18 protein-coding genes are annotated in these 18,760 nt (G+C 52.4%); 8 read left to right on the forward strand and 10 right to left on the reverse strand.

The window, feature by feature from the left end:
• Positions 1–5: 5 nt before the first annotated feature.
• The 6 genes from lepA to rseD form a co-directional block, all read right to left on the reverse strand.
• Entirely contained in the window at positions 6–1,805 is a 1,800-nt protein-coding gene (gene lepA / locus AL515_RS18205; RefSeq protein WP_005130327.1) for a translation elongation factor 4, read from the reverse strand.
• 270 nt (positions 1,806–2,075) lie between these two features.
• Positions 2,076–2,540, reverse strand: a complete 465-nt coding sequence (gene rseC, locus AL515_RS18210) for a SoxR-reducing system protein RseC (protein ID WP_048210887.1) — start codon at positions 2,538–2,540, stop codon at positions 2,076–2,078.
• Positions 2,537–3,493, reverse strand: a complete 957-nt coding sequence (gene rseB / locus AL515_RS18215) for a sigma-E factor regulatory protein RseB (protein WP_048210886.1) — start codon at positions 3,491–3,493, stop codon at positions 2,537–2,539. The genes rseC and rseB overlap by 4 nt, the downstream gene beginning before the upstream one ends.
• On the reverse strand, positions 3,493–4,143 hold the full coding sequence (gene rseA, locus AL515_RS18220; protein ID WP_005130332.1) for an anti-sigma-E factor RseA: 651 nt from the start codon (positions 4,141–4,143) through the stop codon (positions 3,493–3,495). Before rseA ends, rseB begins: the two co-directional genes overlap by 1 nt.
• 31 nt (positions 4,144–4,174) lie before the next feature.
• Entirely contained in the window at positions 4,175–4,750 is a 576-nt protein-coding gene (rpoE, locus tag AL515_RS18225) for an RNA polymerase sigma factor RpoE (RefSeq protein WP_003037573.1), read from the reverse strand.
• Positions 4,747–4,911, reverse strand: a complete 165-nt coding sequence (rseD, locus tag AL515_RS23520; RefSeq protein WP_124022090.1) for a rpoE leader peptide RseD — start codon at positions 4,909–4,911, stop codon at positions 4,747–4,749. Before rseD ends, rpoE begins: the two co-directional genes overlap by 4 nt.
• A gap of 263 nt (positions 4,912–5,174) precedes the next feature.
• On the opposite strand from rseD, the gene nadB reads away from it, so the two are divergent.
• Positions 5,175–6,797 carry an L-aspartate oxidase gene (gene nadB, locus AL515_RS18230; RefSeq protein WP_061068365.1) on the forward strand — a complete coding sequence of 541 codons (1,623 nt, stop codon included), beginning with the start codon at positions 5,175–5,177 and terminating at the stop codon, positions 6,795–6,797.
• Here nadB and trmN read toward each other — a convergent pair.
• Positions 6,782–7,519, reverse strand: a complete 738-nt coding sequence (gene trmN, locus AL515_RS18235; protein ID WP_061068366.1) for a tRNA(1)(Val) (adenine(37)-N(6))-methyltransferase TrmN — start codon at positions 7,517–7,519, stop codon at positions 6,782–6,784. The genes nadB and trmN overlap by 16 nt on opposite strands.
• 130 nt (positions 7,520–7,649) lie before the next feature.
• On the opposite strand from trmN, the gene srmB reads away from it, so the two are divergent.
• Positions 7,650–8,978 carry an ATP-dependent RNA helicase SrmB gene (gene srmB, locus AL515_RS18240; RefSeq protein ID WP_061068367.1) on the forward strand — a complete coding sequence of 443 codons (1,329 nt, stop codon included), beginning with the start codon at positions 7,650–7,652 and terminating at the stop codon, positions 8,976–8,978.
• A gap of 17 nt (positions 8,979–8,995) precedes the next feature.
• Here the strand turns inward: srmB and AL515_RS18245 are convergent, their stop codons facing one another.
• The gene (locus AL515_RS18245; protein ID WP_105242187.1) at positions 8,996–9,892 is read right to left on the reverse strand and encodes a LysR family transcriptional regulator; all 897 of its coding nucleotides are present in this window, start codon (positions 9,890–9,892) and stop codon (positions 8,996–8,998) included.
• A gap of 102 nt (positions 9,893–9,994) precedes the next feature.
• Between AL515_RS18245 and eamB the strand changes: the two genes are divergently transcribed.
• On the forward strand, positions 9,995–10,582 hold the full coding sequence (gene eamB / locus AL515_RS18250) for a cysteine/O-acetylserine transporter (RefSeq protein ID WP_048210881.1): 588 nt from the start codon (positions 9,995–9,997) through the stop codon (positions 10,580–10,582).
• A gap of 79 nt (positions 10,583–10,661) precedes the next feature.
• On the opposite strand, the gene grcA is transcribed toward eamB, so the two are convergent.
• Positions 10,662–11,045, reverse strand: a complete 384-nt coding sequence (grcA, locus tag AL515_RS18255; protein WP_005121223.1) for an autonomous glycyl radical cofactor GrcA — start codon at positions 11,043–11,045, stop codon at positions 10,662–10,664.
• 317 nt (positions 11,046–11,362) lie between these two features.
• Between grcA and ung the strand changes: the two genes are divergently transcribed.
• On the forward strand, positions 11,363–12,052 hold the full coding sequence (gene ung, locus AL515_RS18260) for a uracil-DNA glycosylase (protein WP_003037561.1): 690 nt from the start codon (positions 11,363–11,365) through the stop codon (positions 12,050–12,052).
• A 33-nt stretch (positions 12,053–12,085) separates the two neighbouring features.
• Here the strand turns inward: ung and AL515_RS18265 are convergent, their stop codons facing one another.
• Positions 12,086–13,165: a tRNA/rRNA methyltransferase gene (locus tag AL515_RS18265; protein WP_048210880.1), complete on the reverse strand. Its 1,080-nt coding sequence runs from the start codon at positions 13,163–13,165 to the stop codon at positions 12,086–12,088.
• Between the two features lie 207 nt (positions 13,166–13,372).
• Between AL515_RS18265 and trxC the strand changes: the two genes are divergently transcribed.
• The 4 genes from trxC (at position 13,373) to pssA (ending at position 18,727) form a co-directional block, all read left to right on the forward strand.
• Complete coding sequence (gene trxC, locus AL515_RS18275; protein WP_003037559.1) at positions 13,373–13,792, forward strand: thioredoxin TrxC; 420 nt, start codon at positions 13,373–13,375, stop codon at positions 13,790–13,792.
• Between the two features lie 69 nt (positions 13,793–13,861).
• A complete protein-coding gene (gene tapT, locus AL515_RS18280) occupies positions 13,862–14,560 on the forward strand; it encodes a tRNA-uridine aminocarboxypropyltransferase (protein ID WP_061068369.1) in 699 nt (232 codons plus the stop codon).
• Positions 14,561–14,596: 36 nt separating this feature from the next.
• Positions 14,597–17,257 (forward strand): bifunctional acetate--CoA ligase family protein/GNAT family N-acetyltransferase, encoded by a 2,661-nt coding sequence (locus AL515_RS18285; RefSeq protein WP_061068370.1) that lies wholly within the window; start codon positions 14,597–14,599, stop codon positions 17,255–17,257.
• 114 nt (positions 17,258–17,371) lie between these two features.
• On the forward strand, positions 17,372–18,727 hold the full coding sequence (gene pssA, locus AL515_RS18290; RefSeq protein WP_048210877.1) for a CDP-diacylglycerol--serine O-phosphatidyltransferase: 1,356 nt from the start codon (positions 17,372–17,374) through the stop codon (positions 18,725–18,727).
• The last annotated feature ends 33 nt before the right edge of the window (positions 18,728–18,760 follow it).

Genomic DNA, 18,760 nt, shown 5'->3' on the forward strand with positions numbered 1-18,760 from the left:
TAAGATTATTTGCTGTCTTTACCGACATGCAGAATAGCGAGGAAGGCTTCCTGCGGCAGTTCGACGTTACCGATCTGCTTCATTCGCTTTTTACCCTCTTTCTGTTTTTGCAGCAGCTTTTTCTTACGGCTGATATCGCCACCGTAGCACTTAGCCAGAACGTTTTTACGCAGTTGCTTAACCGTTGAACGCGCAATGATGTGCGTACCAATGGCCGCCTGAATTGCGATATCGAACTGCTGGCGAGGGATCAGATCTTTCATCTTCTCGACCAGTTCACGACCACGGCTCTGGGAGTTATCGCGGTGGGTAATCAGCGCCAGTGCATCGACGCGTTCGTTGTTGATGAGAACATCAACACGTACCATGTCGGAGGCCTGGAAACGTTTGAAGTTATAATCCAGCGACGCATAGCCGCGAGAAGTCGACTTCAGACGGTCGAAGAAGTCGAGGACCACTTCCGCCATTGGAATTTCATAGGTCAACGCAACCTGGTTACCGTGGTAAACCATGTTGGTCTGTACACCACGCTTCTCGATACACAGTGTAATAACGTTGCCGAGGTATGCCTGCGGCAGCAGCATATGACATTCAGCAATCGGCTCGCGCAGTTCGTAAATGTTATTCAGCGGCGGCAGTTTGGACGGGCTGTCGACGTAGATAGTCTCTTTCGCCGTGGTTTCCACTTCGTACACTACGGTCGGCGCAGTGGTGATCAGATCCAGATCGTATTCACGTTCCAGACGCTCCTGAATGATCTCCATGTGCAGCAGCCCCAGGAAGCCACAGCGGAAGCCGAAGCCCAGCGCGGTAGAACTTTCCGGTTCGTAGAACAGTGAGGCGTCGTTGAGGCTCAGCTTACCAAGCGCATCACGGAAGTTTTCGTAGTCGTCGGAGCTGACCGGGAACAGACCCGCATATACCTGCGGCTTCACTTTTTTAAAGCCAGGCAGGGGTTTATCTGCCGGGTTACGAGCCAGCGTCAGGGTATCGCCTACCGGCGCGCCGAGGATGTCTTTAATGGCGCAAACTAACCAACCTACCTCGCCACACTTCAGTTCTGTACGGTCAACCTGTTTCGGCGTAAAGATACCCAGGCGATCTGCGTTGTAGACCTGACCGGTACTCATCACTTTGATTTTGTCGCCTTTACGCATGGTACCGTTTTTAATACGCACCAGCGAGACCACACCGAGATAGTTGTCGAACCAGGAGTCGATGATAAGCGCCTGTAACGGGCCTTCCGGGTCGCCTTCTGGCGGCGGAATATCACGCACCAGACGTTCAAGAACGTCGGTCACGCCAACACCGGTTTTCGCCGAGCAACGGACAGCGTCAGCCGCATCGATACCGACGATATCTTCAATCTCTTCCGCCACACGCTCTGGATCGGCGGCTGGCAGGTCAATTTTGTTCAGTACTGGCACTACTTCCAGATCCATTTCCATGGCGGTATAGCAGTTAGCCAGTGTTTGCGCTTCAACACCCTGCCCGGCATCAACGACCAGCAGTGCGCCTTCACAGGCGGCAAGCGAGCGTGAAACTTCATAAGAGAAGTCAACGTGGCCCGGGGTGTCGATAAAGTTAAGCTGGTAGGTTTCACCATCAGATGCTTTGAAATCGAGCGTCACGCTCTGCGCTTTGATAGTAATACCGCGCTCACGCTCAAGATCCATCGAGTCGAGAACCTGCGCTTCCATTTCACGGTCAGACAGGCCACCGCAGATCTGGATAATACGGTCAGACAGCGTCGATTTACCGTGGTCGATGTGAGCTATGATTGAAAAGTTACGTATGTTCTTCATATAGTGTAATTATTGTGCCTTACGCCTGCCTGGGCAGGCTCTGAGAAGTCGCTGTTCTGAGCTTAACGTCTGTTTTAGTGAAACGTCGCATTCTACACTACATCGCTGAGGCGAGGAAATGTTCATAGAGCAAGGATAGCGGGAACTGGAAACAACTTTGCAAAGTCAGTGAAACTTTTGCCGGATGGCGGCATAAACGCCTTATCCGGCCTACCTTTGCATCTGAGGACGCTGTAGGCCTGATAAGCGCAGCGCCATCAGGCAAAGATATCACTGCGGGGTTTCAACACGAATCAGATCGGGCGGGAGAGCTACGTTGAGAATAACCGGTTGCCAGGCTTCGCGCTCAGCAAGCTTACGGGAATATCCTCGCGCAATCAGGAATCCCCCCACACCGCCCAGTATCGCCCCGCTGAGTGCGGCGATATCGCTGCCAAACAGCACCTGAAACAGCGCAGCAAAAATAAAGAGTCCCGCCAGCGGAGACATATAAACCAGCATCGCCGAGCCTAACAGGCTCCCTTCGGCAATACCCAGTTCAACTTTCTGCCCAGGCGTCAGCGGTTCATCGCTGGGTACCACGATAGTATGCGTTGTTTGCGGCCCCAGTTTGTTCAGCACACGACTGCCGCATCCAGCCCGCGACGCGCAGCTGCTACACGATGCTTTAACATCGCAGCTGACCGTCGCCAGGCCATTTTGCCAGGAGACGACTGTTGCCCATTCTTTAATCATTGCGCGGCCCTGAACTTAATATTATCCGCGATACGCTTTGCCGTTTGCGGCGGGAGCTCGCCCACAATGGTGATTTCGGCATTATCCCGCACGGTAGTACTGACCGTTCGACGTCCGGTACGCAGCAGTTGATCGGCGCTGTTTTGCGACGCGCGGTTCACGTTCACAGAAAAACTGAACAGGCCATCAGAATACAGGCGCGATTCAATCGGCATGTTATCCATTGTCGGCAGCGGGCGTCGACTGCTGGAAACCTCGCTGAAGCCTTGCGGTAACCACGATGGACTCCAGTTGAAGTTCGTTTTCTCCCCCGCAGGAACTGACAGTAACGGCGGAAGGTTTGCTTTCGCCAGCGTCTGCATGCTGTCGCTAACCCCGTTATTGACGGTAAAGGCGATAACGCGGAATTGTTCAAGCGTTTCGCCATCCCGATCGAGGAGATCGACACGCATTGGCAGCTTGGTTTCGGTGTCCATCCAGACGATGTAGCTGTAACGCGTACCGTCACGCGCTACCACGCGGATAACTTCACAGAGTCGGTCGGCAATACGCGTGCGTCCTACCGCGATAAAATCATAGTAGGGTGCAAGACGTTTAAAATCGGTGTAAATCAGGGATGGCAGAGAATCAACAATATAGTCGCCATTCAGCGTGAACGGTTCGAGTCCTGGCTCAAAGTAACTGATTTCGTTGCCACGTTGCACCACTTCCCGACGCGGTCCATCCATTTGCAACAACTGTGCAAGAGGGCGGTTGTCCTGGCGGGCATGGCGATAACGTAGGGATTCAACGCCCTGCTTATTGATGCTGACAAATGACAGCTCATAGGTGAGCGACTGGCTGGCCAGATTCATCTGCTGCAACAACGCCCCGGACGCAGGATTGGCCGAGGCGTTTACAGAGAAGAACAGGCTACCAGCCACAAGTGACATGGCAAACCAAAGTTGCTTCATTACTGCGATTGCGTTCCTAAAGTTTGAATTCCTGGCACCTGGACAGCGGCTTGCTGTGTTTGCGCCTGCTCAAACTGAAGCTGTTCGGAGTGCAGTCGACGTTGCAGTTCGTAATCCTGCAACATGGCATTAATACGACGACGCTGCTCCTGTACCTGCTGTTGCTGACCGCCGCTGGCAGTCGCGTCAGAAGGTACACCCAGGCTCACCGGACTGGCTTTACCCATCATCGGTAATGTATTAAATACCGGCGTTTCGGGCTGCTGGGACGTTTCAGATTGTCCATTATAGTGCTGGACGCCAACAATAACTGCAAGTGATACACACGCGGCCACACCCATTTGGGTAAGCTGCGCGGCCCACGGACGCATTTTCTTCCAGAATGGCATTTTCTGCCACTGATGCGGTGCTGGCTGGGCCTCAGGGATCAATGGCACCGCCTGACGTACTGGCTCATCTGCGATAGCAGCCATTACGCGGTCGGAAATATCGAAATGGAGAACGTCGGCGGTATCACCTCGCATAGAATCGCGAATCAGGTGATAACTCTCCCAGGTTTTTTGCATTTCCGGGTCGTGAGCCAGCTCTTTGAGCAACTCAGTGTCCAGCGTTTCGCCATCCATTAAAGCGGAAAGTTTTTCTTTCTGCATGCCTAATACCTTTTCCAGTATCCCGCTATCGTCAACGCCTGATAAGCGGTTGAACTTTATTATCAATAGCTTCCCTCGCTCGGAAGATACGTGAACGCACCGTACCCACCGGACAATCCATGATAGCGGCTATCTCTTCATAGCTCAGGCCATCCAGCTCCCGCAAGGTTATTGCCATGCGTAAATCTTCCGGGAGGGACTCAATAGTTCGGAAAACTATCTGTCTCAGTTCTTCTGACAACATTAAGTTCTCAGGGTTCGAAATTTCTTTCAGCGCACCGCCACTTTCGTAATTTTCTGCTTCTATCGCATCTATATCACTGGAAGGAGGACGACGCCCCTGAGCGACCAGGTAATTCTTCGCTGTATTGACTGCAATACGATACAGCCAGGTATAAAAAGCACTATCTCCCCGGAACGAGTCCAGCGCACGATAGGCCTTGATAAATGCTTCTTGTACAACATCGGGAACATCGCCCGACGGTACATAGCGGGAAACCAGACTCGCCACTTTATGCTGGTAGCGAACCACCAGTAAGTTAAAGGCTTTCTGATCTCCCTTCTGGACCCGTTCAACCAGGACCTGGTCCGTTAACTGCTCGCTCATCCGAGGTAAAGTCTCCCCAAACCAAATTTCCACGCGCTTTCGAAACGCCACTCCATAAGCTTCACTATGAGCAAGCAAAAGCTTAGAGTGCTCAAGTTTCGTAAAGTTCCGTTACGCATTTGTTTTTGTTTGTCATGTTGTAGACAGGTCTTATCTCTCATTATAAGTCTACATAACCCGATCAACGCACTATCTGTATAGAAATGCCCATTTCACCGCCAGCAGAGTAACCCAACAGCCACTTTATTTCACCTCATAATCTGATGCTAACGGCCTGCTTCACAAAATATTTTTGCTCTTTCACTCATCCACATACCCTCCCCCTGTGTTTAGCCATTGCAACACAGTTGAAAATAAAACGTGCAGCATCGCGCAGTATGATGCTATGGTGAACGAACAATGTTTAGTAAATTAAACAAAAATCATGAATACGACTCCCGAATTATCCTGTGACGTGCTGATCATTGGCAGCGGGGCTGCCGGACTCTCACTGGCGCTACGCCTGGCTGAAAAACATCAGGTCATTGTCCTGAGCAAAGGGCCAGTTAGTGAAGGCTCGACATTTTATGCTCAGGGTGGCATCGCCGCTGTTTTCGATGAAACCGACAGCATTGACTCCCACGTTGAAGACACGCTGATTGCAGGGGCCGGTCTTTGCGATCGTCATGCCGTTGAGTTTGTAGCCAGTAACGCCCGCTCGTGTGTCCAGTGGCTAATTGATCAAGGCGTCTTATTTGATACTCAGGTTCAACCCAATGGCGAAGAGAGCTATCATCTGACCCGAGAAGGCGGCCATAGCCATCGACGAATCCTGCATGCGGCAGATGCCACTGGTAAAGAGGTCGAAACCACATTGGTCAGCCAGGCGCAAAGTCATCCGAATATTCGGGTACTGGAGCGCAGTAACGCCGTGGACCTGATCATCTCAGATAAAGTTGGTCTACCGGGGACGCGTCGGGTTGTCGGAGCCTGGATCTGGAATCGTAATAAAGAAGCCGTTGAGACCTGCCATGCGAAGTCGGTAGTGTTGGCCACTGGCGGCGCTTCTAAAGTGTATCAATACACCACCAATCCGGATATTTCTTCGGGCGACGGTATTGCGATGGCCTGGCGCGCAGGATGCCGCGTCGCCAATCTGGAATTTAACCAATTTCACCCAACCGCGCTGTATCATCCACAGGCGCGCAATTTTCTGCTGACTGAAGCGCTTCGCGGCGAAGGCGCACACCTGAAACGCCCGGATGGCTCACGCTTTATGCCCGACTTTGACAAGCGCGGCGAGCTGGCCCCACGTGATATTGTCGCCCGTGCCATCGACCACGAAATGAAGCGCCTCGGCGCTGACTGTATGTTCCTCGACATCAGCCATAAGCCCGAAGAGTTTGTTCGCCAGCATTTCCCGATGATTTACGAAAAATTGCTGGGACTGGGCATCGATCTGACCAAAGAGCCGGTCCCTATCGTTCCTGCCGCGCACTATACCTGCGGCGGTGTGATGGTTGATGACTTTGGCCGCACTGATGTCGACGGTTTATACGCAATCGGCGAAGTGAGCTATACCGGCCTGCATGGCGCCAATCGCATGGCGTCGAACTCGCTGCTGGAGTGTCTGGTGTATGGCTGGTCTGCGGCGGAAGATATTGACCGCAGAATGCCTTATGCCCGCGGCGTTAACTCGCTCCCGGGTTGGGATGAAAGCCGGGTAGAAAACCCGGATGAGTTGGTTGTCATTCAGCATAACTGGCATGAGCTGCGGCTGTTTATGTGGGATTACGTCGGCATCGTGCGCACCACTAAACGTCTGGAGCGCGCCCTGCGCCGTATCACCATGCTGCAACAGGAAATCGACGAGTATTACGCCCATTTCCGTGTGTCGAACAACCTACTGGAGCTGCGCAATCTGGTGCAGGTTGCCGAGCTGATTGTCCGCTGCGCGATGATGCGCAAAGAGAGTCGGGGCCTGCACTACACGCTGGATTATCCAGAACAGCTTCCAGAGGCGGGCCCGTCAATTCTCTCGCCGCTCAGTCATCACATAAACAGATAGAATGCCTGGGTCAGCGCCGTATAACCTTCAGAGTAACGCTGGTCTGGCCCACGGATAACCAACCTGTCGCTAAAGCACTCCCCGGCCTGCGGGGAGAATGCCAGCAATACCCGATGCGGTAGACGGGCCTCGGTTTCTGCTACATCTGTGCGCAATCGCAGATGCCAGCCCATGCTAAGCGCCTGCTGAGTAAATGCGTTACCAATCTGCTCCGGTAGCACTACACAAAAAAAGCCTTCTTCCGTAATGCTGTCCGCCGCCAGCGTAAGCAATGCCTGATGATCGAGCGTGGTGGTGTAGCGTGCCTGCTCGCGCTGCGGCGTAGCACATTCCACGCCCTGTTCATAATAGGGAGGATTGCTGATTATCAAATCAAAACGCACGGTCTGGCGCGGTATCCACTGCTGGGCATCTTCCGTATGCACGTTCACACGATGCATCCACGGAGATTGCGCGATGTTCTCCTGCGCCTGCTGCGCGGCGTCGACATCAAGCTCCACGGCGTCAATGATGACGTTTTCATCAGTGCGCTGGGCCAGCATCAGCGCCAGCAGGCCGCTCCCGGTACCAATATCCAGGATCCGCTTTACGCCCGCAACGGGGGCCCAGGCCCCCAATAAAATGCCGTCCGTTCCGACTTTCATTGCACAACGATCGTGTGCCACAAAAAACTGCTTAAAAGTAAATCCATTACGTCTAAGTACGGATGTAGACTGGGGCATGAAGAACAACCTTCCTGGAAAAAAAACGATAACATAGGATAAAAACAATACCTGAGAAGGTATATCCATACAAACAGATGAAGATTGCAGCCGTAACGTCTATAATCAGCGCCCCACTCAGAGGTAGAACATGACTGTAACGACTTTTTCCGAACTTGAACTCGATGAAAGCCTGCTGGAAGCCCTCCAGGAAAAAGGTTTCACTCGCCCGACCGCCATTCAGGCTGCCGCCATTCCGCCTGCGCTCGATGGCCGTGATGTACTCGGTTCTGCGCCGACAGGCACCGGTAAAACGGCGGCATATTTGCTGCCAGCGTTGCAGCACTTGCTCGACTTCCCGCGCAAGAAATCAGGTCCACCGCGCATTTTAATCCTGACACCGACGCGCGAACTGGCGATGCAGGTTGCCGAACACGCCCGTGAATTGGCCAAAAATACGCATCTGGATATTGCCACCATTACCGGCGGCGTGGCTTACATGAACCACATGGAAGTCTTTAGCGAAAACCAGGACATCGTGGTCGCCACCACTGGTCGTCTGCTGCAATACATTAAAGAAGAGAACTTCGACTGCCATGCAGTTGAAACGCTGATCCTCGATGAAGCAGACCGTATGCTGGACATGGGCTTTGCCCAGGACATCGAACATATCGCCGGTGAAACCCGCTGGCGTAAGCAAACGATGCTGTTCTCCGCCACCCTGGAAGGCGATGCGATCAAAGATTTTGCCGAGCGTCTGCTGGAAGATCCTGTCGAAGTCTCGGCAGATCCGTCCACCCGCGAACGCAAGAAGATCCATCAGTTTTACTACCGTGCCGATGATATCGAGCACAAAACTGCCCTGCTGATCCATCTGTTAAAACAGCCGGAAGCGACCCGCTCAATTGTCTTTGTACGCAAACGCGAACGTGTGCACGAGCTGGCTGGCTGGCTGCGCCAGGCAGGCATTAATAACTGCTATCTCGAAGGCGAGATGGTGCAGAACAAACGTAACGAAGCGATCAAACGCCTGACCGATGGTCGCGTGAACGTGCTGGTAGCCACCGACGTTGCCGCTCGCGGGATCGATATTCCTGACGTCAGCCACGTGTTTAACTTCGACATGCCGCGCAGTGGCGATGCCTATCTGCACCGCATTGGTCGTACCGGTCGTGCCGGGCGTAAAGGTACTGCAATCTCTTTGGTTGAAGCGCATGACCACCTGCTGCTCGGCAAAGCGAGCCGCTATATTGACGAGCCGCTGAAAGCACGCGTCATCGACGAACTGCGTCCAACCACGCGCGCGCCAAGTGAGAAATCCAACGGTAAGCCATCCAAGAAAGTGCTGGCGAAGCGCGCCGAGAAAAAAGCGAAAGAGAAAGAGAAGCCGCGGGTGAAAAAACGTCACCGCGACGCCAAAAATATCGGCAAACGTCGTAAGCCGAGCGGAGCTGCTACCCAGCAGTCCGACAAAGAGTAAACCGAATGCCGGGCCGTTTAGCCCGGCATTTTTTCATGCGCAGCAAAGCTCTCTGTAATACATTCCATAAAAACCCGTATCGCCGGGCTAACGACTTTTCCGGCATGATGTGCGCACAATGCGGTAATCAATTCAGGCTTTTCACTGAACGGCAACTCGATTAATTCTCCTGAGTGTAATTCCTTCTCAACGGTAAACCGCGGTAAAAAACTGACACCAAGATTCGCAGAGACACACTGCTTGATGCTTTCGATACTCCATAGCTCAATAGTATTTTCCAGCGTTATCTGCCGCTTACGCAGCAGACTTTCAAAACGCTGTCTAAAAATACATTGCGGTTCATTAATGATAAAACTGCAGGGAATATGCTGATTATGCTGAGTGAAATCAACATCCTGAAGAGCCGGAGAGGCGACCAGCGCCAGTGACTGTTCACCCAGTGACAGCATCTCAAGCGCCTCATCATTCCCAACCCGATAAAACACCCCCAGATCAACCTCATCGTCCAGCAGGGCATCACGAATGACATAACAATTGAGCGACTGTAGGGACAACCGAACATTGGGAGCGCGTTGTTTAAAGCGCTGTAAAACCTGCGGCATTTTATAGGCCAGTAACGTTTCTCCGGTTGCGACGCGGAGATCGCCGCTCGGCTGTGCATCTTGTTGCACCGTCTGACGGATCGATGCCATCACACGCGTCAGGTCATGTATATGCGGCATCAGCCGTTTGCCCTCACTGGTGAGACACATCCGCCGGCCAATTTTTTCGAATAGCTGTACTGAGAGTTCTTGTTCAAGCTGTTGAATATGAAACGTTACGGTTGATTGCGTACAGCAAAGCTTTTGTGAAGCCCGAAGGAATGAGCCCTCTTCCACTACCGTTTTTAACGTAATAAACCGACGTAAATCCATCCTCACCAACCTATCGAAATTATCGAATTCAAAATGCAAAAACATTCATTTTTTTAAATCTTATATCTCGGGTACTGTCTGCTAAAACAGAGGAGATAACAAGTGACACCCATGCTTTTAAGTGCATTCTGGACCTATACACTGATTACTGCGCTAACACCCGGCCCGAATAATATCCTCGCGCTGAGTGCGGCGACATCACATGGCCTACGTCAAAGCACGCGTGTTCTGGCCGGAATGAGTCTGGGCTTTTTAATCGTCATGCTGCTGTGCGCCGGGATCTCGTTTTCGCTGGCCGTCCTGGATCCGGCTATTATTCATTGGCTGAGTTGGGCAGGGGCAGCCTACATTTTATGGCTGGCGCTGAAAATCGCCACCAGCCCAGCCTCAAACGATAGGCTGCAGGCGGAACCGATTAGCTTTTGGGCGAGTTTTGGTTTGCAGTTTGTGAACGTCAAAATCATTTTGTACGGCATTACCGCGTTATCCACATTTGTATTGCCATATACACAGGACGCGCACTGGTTGATTGGAGTGAGTATTCTGCTGGCGCTCATCGGCACCTTCGGGAATGCCTGTTGGGCGCTGGCGGGCCATCTTTTTCAGCGCATCTTTCGCCGTTACGGTCGGCAGTTGAATATCATTCTGGCATTACTGTTGGTGTATTGTGCGGTGAGGATTTTTTACTAACGGATACAAAAAAGCGGAAGACGCACTGGCGTCTTCCGCTTGTAGATTCTCTGCTGAGCGGGGTTATTCCCGGCGAGCCTTACAGGCTCTCAGTAAAGGTACGAGCAATAACGTCGCGCTGCTGCTCTGGGGTCAGAGAGTTGAAACGCACTGCATAACCAGAAACACGGATGGTCAGCTGCGGATATTTTTCCGGGTGCTTAACTGCATCTTCCAGTGTTTCACGACGCAGAACGTTAACGTTCAGGTGCTGACCACCTTCTACACGAACTTCTGGCTGTACATCTACCGGTACTTCACGGTATTCGATTTCGCCCAGTTTGCTGACGGCAACGACGTCATCAGCATTGAAACCTGCTTTCGCAACGATGCAGCGTGCTTCGCCTTTTTCGCTGTCCAGCAGCCAGAAAGAGTTCAGCAGGTCGTCGTTTGCAGCTTTAGTAATCTGGATACCTGTAATCATGTTGATGCCTCCCCGGCAAAATTATTTGATTTCGGTTGGCCTCATCCGGCCAATTGGTAAAACCATTGTTGCTTGAGTGTATATATACCCCTCACACACCCTTGAATCTTTGATTTAAATCAACAAAAACCACACATGAAAAGTGGTGATAGGTGGATTTTATTGTTTTACATCAACTTACGCCATGTACACAGCTAAACTTTTTACATAAATTTTCAACTATCTTTAAGAGGTAGCGCTTTGAGAAACGTACAGAATTTTGCGACGTCGACAGAAGCAGTTAAGCTAGGAGGATTGAAAATTCGCAGGAGAGCGAGATGGCCACCGAATTAACCTGGCACGATGTGCTGGCTGAAGAAAAACAGCAGCCTTATTTTGTTAACACACTGCATACTGTTGCCGGCGAGCGTCAGTCAGGAATGACAATTTATCCGCCGCAAAAAGATGTGTTTAACGCGTTTCGTTTTACCGAGCTTGGTGACGTGAAAGTTGTCATCCTGGGTCAGGATCCTTACCACGGTCCAGGCCAGGCACACGGTCTCGCCTTCTCTGTACGCCCTGGCATCGCCACTCCGCCGTCACTACTGAACATGTATAAAGAGCTGGAAGCCACCATCCCGGGATTTACCCGTCCGACACATGGATACCTGGAAAGCTGGGCACGCCAGGGCGTATTGTTACTCAACACCGTTCTCACCGTTCGGGCGGGTCAGGCGCATTCGCATGCCAGTCTGGGATGGGAAACGTTTACTGATAAAGTCATCAGCCTGATTAACCAACATCGGGAAGGTGTGGTTTTCCTGCTCTGGGGTTCACATGCTCAGAAGAAAGGCGCGATTATTGATGCGCAGCGTCACCATGTGTTGAAAGCGCCACACCCATCACCGCTCTCTGCACATCGCGGTTTCTTTGGCTGCAATCACTTTGTACTGGCTAATGAATGGCTGGAACAACGAGGTGAAAAACCGATTGACTGGATGCCGGTATTACCCGCAGAAAGCGAGTAAAAAAATGCCAGCGATTCGCTGGCATTTTTATTATCAGGCTTTGTTCTGACGCCACCACTCCGCGAGTAGCACGCCGGTCGCAACAGAAACGTTAAGCGTTTCTACGTTGCCGGTACCGTCAATCGCCACGCACAAATCGTCGGCTGAGCATGCCGCTTCCGGCAGAGCTTCACGCTCACGCCCTAATACCAGCACCATTTTTTCCGGCAGCGTGGTCGTAAACAGCGGTTTACCTTTCACGCTTGAGGTCATCACTATCGTGTAACCCGCGTTACGGAAATCGTCCAGCACGTCGACAATACTGTCACCGGTAATCGGCTGAACGTGCTCAGCCCCCCCTTCAGCGGTACGGATAGCCGCACCCGATTCCAGCAGCGCCGCATCCTGCACCACCACGCCTTTCACACCGAAGTGTGCGCAGCTACGCATCATACCGCCCAGGTTATGCGGGTTGGCGATATCTTCCAGCGCCAGTACGCAATCCTGCGCGCCCGCCTGACCAACCCACTGCTTAACGGTGGTACCGTTACGTTTTTTAATCAGGAAACAGACACCACCGTGGTGTTCAGTGCCGGAGGCCTTCGCCAGTTCGGCTTCGTCAACCACGTGGTAGGCTTTGCGGTTTGCCGCCATCCAGCGTAATGCTTCTTTAAAGCGCGGGGTGACGCTCTGAACAAACCAGGCGCGGACGATAGCGTCCGGACGACTCTGGAACAGAGCCTGACAGGCATTCTCACCGTAAACGCGAGTTTCTTCCGCGCGCTGGCGACGTAATACTTCCGGATCGATAAAGCTTTTGCCGCTGATACCGCCGTGATCGGCTTTTTCCGCTGCGTCATCACTCGGGGCGCGGGACACGGTACGCCATGGCGAATCTTCACGTTTACGATCGCGTTCAACATCGCGGTCACGACCACGTTCACGGCCTCGTTCGCTGTTCGGACCCTTTCTGTCATCACGGGCAGGGCGACGACCGCCTTCGGCTCGGGAAGTACCGGGGCGACCGCCGCCTTTACCAGTACGTGGATTTTGGGTGCGTTTATCCGAGTCATCGTCACTGCGGACGTACATCACTTTGACCTTGCCGTTTTTGTTCTTCAGTTCGTCGCTCATGTTTTTCTCCACCTGCTCTGCGCGAAGCGCGCAGATTACCCGATGTGCACGTCGTTAGCCATTATTTCATTTAAAAGCTAAGGACTATTGTACTCATTGAATAAAACGCATTGTTGTTTAGAACAGACTCCCCGATAATATGTAACATAATAGAAACATACTGGCGTTACTGCCGTGAAGTCCACTCCACTCATCCAGAGGTTAGTTATGAATACCGTTTGTACCAGCTGCCAGGCTATCAACCGCATCCCCGACGATCGTGTCCAGGAAGCGGCTAAATGCGGACGCTGTGGTCACGACCTGTTTGATGGGGAGGTGATCAATGCGACCGGTGAAACACTGGATAAACTGTTAAAAGACGATCTCCCGGTGGTCGTTGACTTTTGGGCCCCCTGGTGTGGTCCATGCCGCAACTTCGCTCCGATTTTTGAAGATGTCGCGGAAGAACGTAGCGGTAAAGTACGTTTTGTTAAAGTGAATACGGAAGCCGAACGTGAGCTCAGCGCCCGCTTCGGTATCCGCAGCATCCCGACCATCATGATCTTCAGAAAAGGTGAAATCGTCGACATGCTTAATGGTGCCGTACCTAAGGCTCCGTTTGATAGCTGGCTTAACGAATCATTATAAACTCTGCGGGGCACATCTTGTGCCCCGTTTTGTCCTCTGAGACAATAGCATTTTTCAACGTGCTTCCCGATGACCAATAACGCCGTTCTCCAGTTACGTGCCGAGCGTCTTGCGCGCGCCACGCGCCCTTTTCTTGCCCGAGGTAATCGCATCCGTCGCTGTCAGCGCTGCCTGCTGCCGCTGAAACTGTGCCTGTGTGAAACGCTGACACCAGCTCAGGCGAAAAGCCGTTTTTGCCTGGTGATGTTTGATACCGAACCGATGAAGCCCAGCAATACCGGGCGTTTAATTGCCGATATCCTGCCCGAAACAACGGCTTTTCAGTGGTCACGCACCGAGCCACCGCAGGCGCTGCTTGAACTGGTGAAAAATCCGGATTATCAGCCGATGGTCGTATTCCCGGCATCTTATGCCGACGAGGGGCGTGAGGTCATTTTCACACCACCAGCCGGTAAACCACCGCTATTCATTATGCTTGATGGCACCTGGCCAGAAGCACGCAAAATGTTCCGCAAAAGCCCGTACCTTGATAACCTGCCGGTGATCTCCGTCGATTTATCACGCCTCTCCGCTTACCATCTGCGCGAAGTCCATGCCGAGGGGCAATATTGCACTGCCGAAGTGGCAATTGCTTTACTGGATCTGGCAGGTGATACGCAGGCAGCCGAAGGATTAGGTGAGCACTTCACGCGCTTTAAAACACGCTACCTGGCAGGAAAAACTCAACATCAGGGAAGCGTCACAGCAGACTCAACAGAAAGCGTTTAAAATCATTCGGTCACTGGTGTCATTAAGGAAGCCGATATGAGTCAACGTGGTCTGGAAGCGCTACTGCGACCGAAATCCATTGCGGTGATTGGGGCGTCAATGAAGCCTAATCGCGCGGGTTACCTGATGATGCGTAACCTGCTTGCCGGCGGTTTCAATGGACCTGTTTTACCGGTGACGCCCGCATGGAAAGCGGTGTTGGGCGTACTGGCGTGGCCCAATATCAACAGCCTGCCTTTTAGCCCCGATCTCGCCGTGTTGTGCACCAATGCCAGCCGTAACCTGGCATTACTCGAAGCACTTGGCGAGAAAGGCTGTAAAACCTGCATTATTCTCTCAGCTCCCTCGGCGCAGCACGCGGAGCTGCTGGCCTGTGCATCACGCTACAACATACGTCTGCTGGGGCCTAACAGTCTGGGACTTCTCGCGCCCTGGCAGGGGCTTAACGCCAGCTTTTCCCCCGTCCCGATTAAGCGCGGCAAGCTGGCTTTCATCTCTCAATCCGCCGCCGTGTCCAATACCATACTCGACTGGGCACAGCAGAGAGAAATGGGCTTTTCTTACTTTATCGCGCTGGGTGACAGCCTGGATATCGACGTTGATGAGTTGCTGGATTACCTGGCCCGCGACAGCAAAACCAGCGCGATATTGCTCTACCTCGAACATTTAAGCGATGCAAGGCGTTTTGTCTCCGCCGCGCGTAGCGCCTCGCGTAATAAACCTATTCTGGTGATTAAAAGCGGTCGTAGTCCCGCAGCACAGCGTTTACTGCATACCAGTGCCGGAATGGACCCGGCCTGGGATGCGGCGATTCAACGCGCTGGTTTATTGCGCGTTCAGGACACTCATGAGCTTTTCTCGGCAGTCGAAACCCTGAGCCACATGCGTCCGCTACGTGGCGACAGGCTGATGATCATCAGCAATGGGGCCGCTCCCGCGGCGCTGGCATTAGATGAACTGTGGTCGCGAAACGGTAAGCTGGCCGCGCTGAGTGAAGAAACCTGCCAGAAATTACGCGATGCCCTACCTGCTCACGTGGATATCGCCAACCCACTGGATCTGCGTGATGATGCCAGCAGCGAACATTACGTCAAGACACTGGATATTTTACTCGCCAGTCAGGATTTCGACGCACTGATGGTGATTCACTCACCCAGCGCAGCCGCCCCCGGAACCGAAAGCGCGCAAGCGTTGATCGAAGCGGTAAAGCGCCATCCGCGCGGCAAGTTCGTCTCGTTGCTGACCAACTGGTGCGGCGAGTTTTCATCCCAGGAAGCCCGCAGGCTGTTTAGTGAAGCCGGATTACCCACCTATCGTACGCCGGAAGGCACTATCACTGCATTTATGCATATGGTGGAGTACCGGCGTAACCAGAAGCAACTGCGAGAAACACCAGCCCTACCCGATAGCCTGACCACTAACACCGCCGAAGCGCATAGTCTGTTACAGCAGGCGATTGCTGAGGGAGCGACATCGCTGGATACCCATGAAGTGCAGCCGATTTTACACGCCTATGGCTTACACACACTGCCGACATGGATCGCCAGCGACAGTGCGGAAGCCGTACATATCGCAGAACAAATCGGTTACCCGGTAGCACTGAAGCTGCGTTCTCCTGATATCCCGCATAAATCGGAAGTTCAGGGGGTAATGCTCTATCTGCGTACGGCAACAGAGGTGCAGCAGGCAGCCAATGCGATTTTTGATCGGGTAAAAATGGCCTGGCCGCAGGCGCGCATTCACGGTTTATTAGTACAAAGTATGGCAAATCGCGCTGGCGCTCAGGAACTGCGCGTCGTCGTTGAACATGACCCTGTGTTTGGCCCGTTGATTATGCTGGGCGAAGGCGGGGTTGAGTGGCGTCCAGACGAGCAAGCCGTGGTGGCCTTGCCGCCATTGAACATGAATCTGGCGCGTTATCTGGTGATCCAGGGGATCAAAAACAAAAAGATCCGCGCTCGCAGCGCACTACGGCCCTTAGATATTGCAGGTTTAAGCCAACTGTTGGTCCAGGTCTCCAACCTGATCGTCGATTGTCCGGAAATTCAGCGCCTGGATATCCATCCTCTACTGGCCTCTGCTGGGGAATTTACTGCACTGGACGTCACACTGGATATTGCCCCTTTCACGGGCGATAACGAAAGCAGGCTGGCGGTACGCCCTTATCCCCATCAGCTTGAAGAATGGGTGGAGTTGAAAAATGGCGATCGCTGCCTGTTCCGTCCCATTTTGCCGGAGGACGAGCCTCATCTGCAGCAGTTCATATCTCAGGTAACGAAAGAAGATCTTTATTATCGCTATTTCAGTGAGATAAACGAATTTACCCACGAAGATTTAGCCAATATGACACAGATCGACTACGATCGGGAAATGGCCTTTGTGGCAGTACGCTGTAAAGATAATCAGCAAGAGATCCTCGGCGTAACGAGGGCAATCTCGGATCCTGATAACGTTGACGCCGAGTTTGCCGTGCTGGTTCGTTCTGACCTCAAAGGGCTGGGCTTAGGTCGTCGGTTGATGGAAAAGTTGATTGCATACACCCGAGATCACGGACTTAGACGTTTAAATGGTATTACGATGCCAAACAATCGGGGGATGGTCGCCCTGGCCCGAAAACTCGGGTTTGATGTCGATGTCCAGCTCGAAGAGGGAATTGTTGGGCTAACGCTGAATCTGGCCCAATATGAGGAATCGTGAGTAAGGTACTGGAAATGTTGACCACATTAATGGGTACTGGTGGTATCATTGCCCGCTTATGTCGTCTGCAAAGCACAGAGGACCCTTCAATGAACAGAGAAGAAATGCACTGTGATGTTGTCAAAATTTAAGCGTAATAAACATCAACAACACCTTGCCCAACTACCTAAGATTTCTCAGTCAGTTGATGATGTAGATTTCTTTTATGCTCCCGCAAATTTCAGGGAGACTCTGCTGGAGAAAATAGCCAGCGCGACGCGACGGATCTGCATTATTGCGCTGTACCTGGAACAGGATGACGGCGGTAAAGGCATACTCGACGCGCTCTATGCGGCAAAGCGGCAGCGTCCTGAACTGGATATCCGGGTGCTTGTCGACTGGCATCGAGCCCAGCGTGGACGCATTGGTGTTGCGGCATCCAATACCAACGCTGACTGGTATTGCCGCATGGCGCAAGAAAATCCTGGTATCGATATCCCTGTCTACGGCGTGCCAATTAACACCCGTGAAGCGCTTGGTGTTCTGCATTTTAAAGGCTTTATCATTGATGATAGCGTCCTGTATAGCGGGGCCAGTCTGAACGATGTTTACTTACACCAACATGATAAATACCGCTATGACCGCTATCAGCTGATTCGCAACGCGAAGATGGCCGATATAATGTACGATTGGGTTACGCAGAATCTGATGAATGGGCGCGGCGTTAATCGTCTCGATGATATCCATCGTCCTAAAAGCCCGGAAATTAAAAATGATATCCGCCTGTACCGTCAGGAATTGCGCGATGCATCCTTCCATTTTCAGGGTGATGCGGATAACGAACAGCTTTCGGTCACGCCGCTGGTTGGGCTCGGAAAATCCAGTCTGTTAAATAAGACTATTTTCCACCTCATGCCCTGCGCGGAGCACAAACTCACCATTTGTACGCCTTATTTCAACCTACCAGCCATCCTGGTGCGCAATATCATTCAACTACTGCGTGAAGGGAAAAAGGTCGAAATCATTGTCGGTGATAAAACCGCCAACGACTTCTTCATTCCGGAAGATGAGCCATTCAAGATCATCGGTGCGCTGCCTTATCTGTATGAAATAAATCTGCGCCGTTTCCTGAGCAGACTGCAGTATTACGTGAATACCGACCAGTTGGTCGTGCGCTTATGGAAAGATGATGACAACACCTATCATCTGAAAGGCATGTGGGTTGATGATAAATGGATGCTGCTTACCGGCAATAATCTTAACCCCCGCGCCTGGCGGCTGGATTTGGAAAACGCCATTCTTATCCATGATCCCCAGCAGGAACTGACTCCTCAGCGTGATAAAGAGCTGGAGCTTATCCGCACGCACACCACCGTCGTGAAACACTATCGCGACCTGCAGAGCATTGCCGACTATCCAGTCAAAGTACGTAAGCTCATCCGTCGATTACGCCGTATTCGAATCGACAGATTAATCAGCCGTATTCTGTAATCAAGACCCCGTCCAGCGACGGGGTTTTTCCTA

The organism is Citrobacter sp. FDAARGOS_156 (genome assembly GCF_001559235.2).
Classification (GTDB): domain Bacteria; phylum Pseudomonadota; class Gammaproteobacteria; order Enterobacterales; family Enterobacteriaceae; genus Citrobacter; species Citrobacter youngae.

Bases quoted from the DNA above. Each gene is read 5' to 3' on its own strand.
- pssA (WP_048210877.1), top strand. From the start codon at position 17,372: ATGTTGTCAAAATTTAAGCGTAATAAACATCAACAACACCTTGCCCAA.
- rseB (WP_048210886.1), bottom strand. From the start codon at position 3,493: ATGAAGCAACTTTGGTTTGCCATGTCACTTGTGGCTGGTAGCCTGTTC.
- ung (WP_003037561.1), top strand. From the start codon at position 11,363: ATGGCCACCGAATTAACCTGGCACGATGTGCTGGCTGAAGAAAAACAG.
- rseD (WP_124022090.1), bottom strand. From the start codon at position 4,911: ATGAGAGATAAGACCTGTCTACAACATGACAAACAAAAACAAATGCGT.
- rseA (WP_005130332.1), bottom strand. From the start codon at position 4,143: ATGCAGAAAGAAAAACTTTCCGCTTTAATGGATGGCGAAACGCTGGAC.
- AL515_RS18265 (WP_048210880.1), bottom strand. From the start codon at position 13,165: ATGAGCGACGAACTGAAGAACAAAAACGGCAAGGTCAAAGTGATGTAC.
- nadB (WP_061068365.1), top strand. From the start codon at position 5,175: ATGAATACGACTCCCGAATTATCCTGTGACGTGCTGATCATTGGCAGC.
- trmN (WP_061068366.1), bottom strand. From the start codon at position 7,519: ATGCCCCAGTCTACATCCGTACTTAGACGTAATGGATTTACTTTTAAG.
- trxC (WP_003037559.1), top strand. From the start codon at position 13,373: ATGAATACCGTTTGTACCAGCTGCCAGGCTATCAACCGCATCCCCGAC.
- srmB (WP_061068367.1), top strand. From the start codon at position 7,650: ATGACTGTAACGACTTTTTCCGAACTTGAACTCGATGAAAGCCTGCTG.
- grcA (WP_005121223.1), bottom strand. From the start codon at position 11,045: ATGATTACAGGTATCCAGATTACTAAAGCTGCAAACGACGACCTGCTG.
- AL515_RS18285 (WP_061068370.1), top strand. From the start codon at position 14,597: ATGAGTCAACGTGGTCTGGAAGCGCTACTGCGACCGAAATCCATTGCG.
- lepA (WP_005130327.1), bottom strand. From the start codon at position 1,805: ATGAAGAACATACGTAACTTTTCAATCATAGCTCACATCGACCACGGT.
- tapT (WP_061068369.1), top strand. From the start codon at position 13,862: ATGACCAATAACGCCGTTCTCCAGTTACGTGCCGAGCGTCTTGCGCGC.
- rseC (WP_048210887.1), bottom strand. From the start codon at position 2,540: ATGATTAAAGAATGGGCAACAGTCGTCTCCTGGCAAAATGGCCTGGCG.
- rpoE (WP_003037573.1), bottom strand. From the start codon at position 4,750: ATGAGCGAGCAGTTAACGGACCAGGTCCTGGTTGAACGGGTCCAGAAG.
- AL515_RS18245 (WP_105242187.1), bottom strand. From the start codon at position 9,892: ATGGATTTACGTCGGTTTATTACGTTAAAAACGGTAGTGGAAGAGGGC.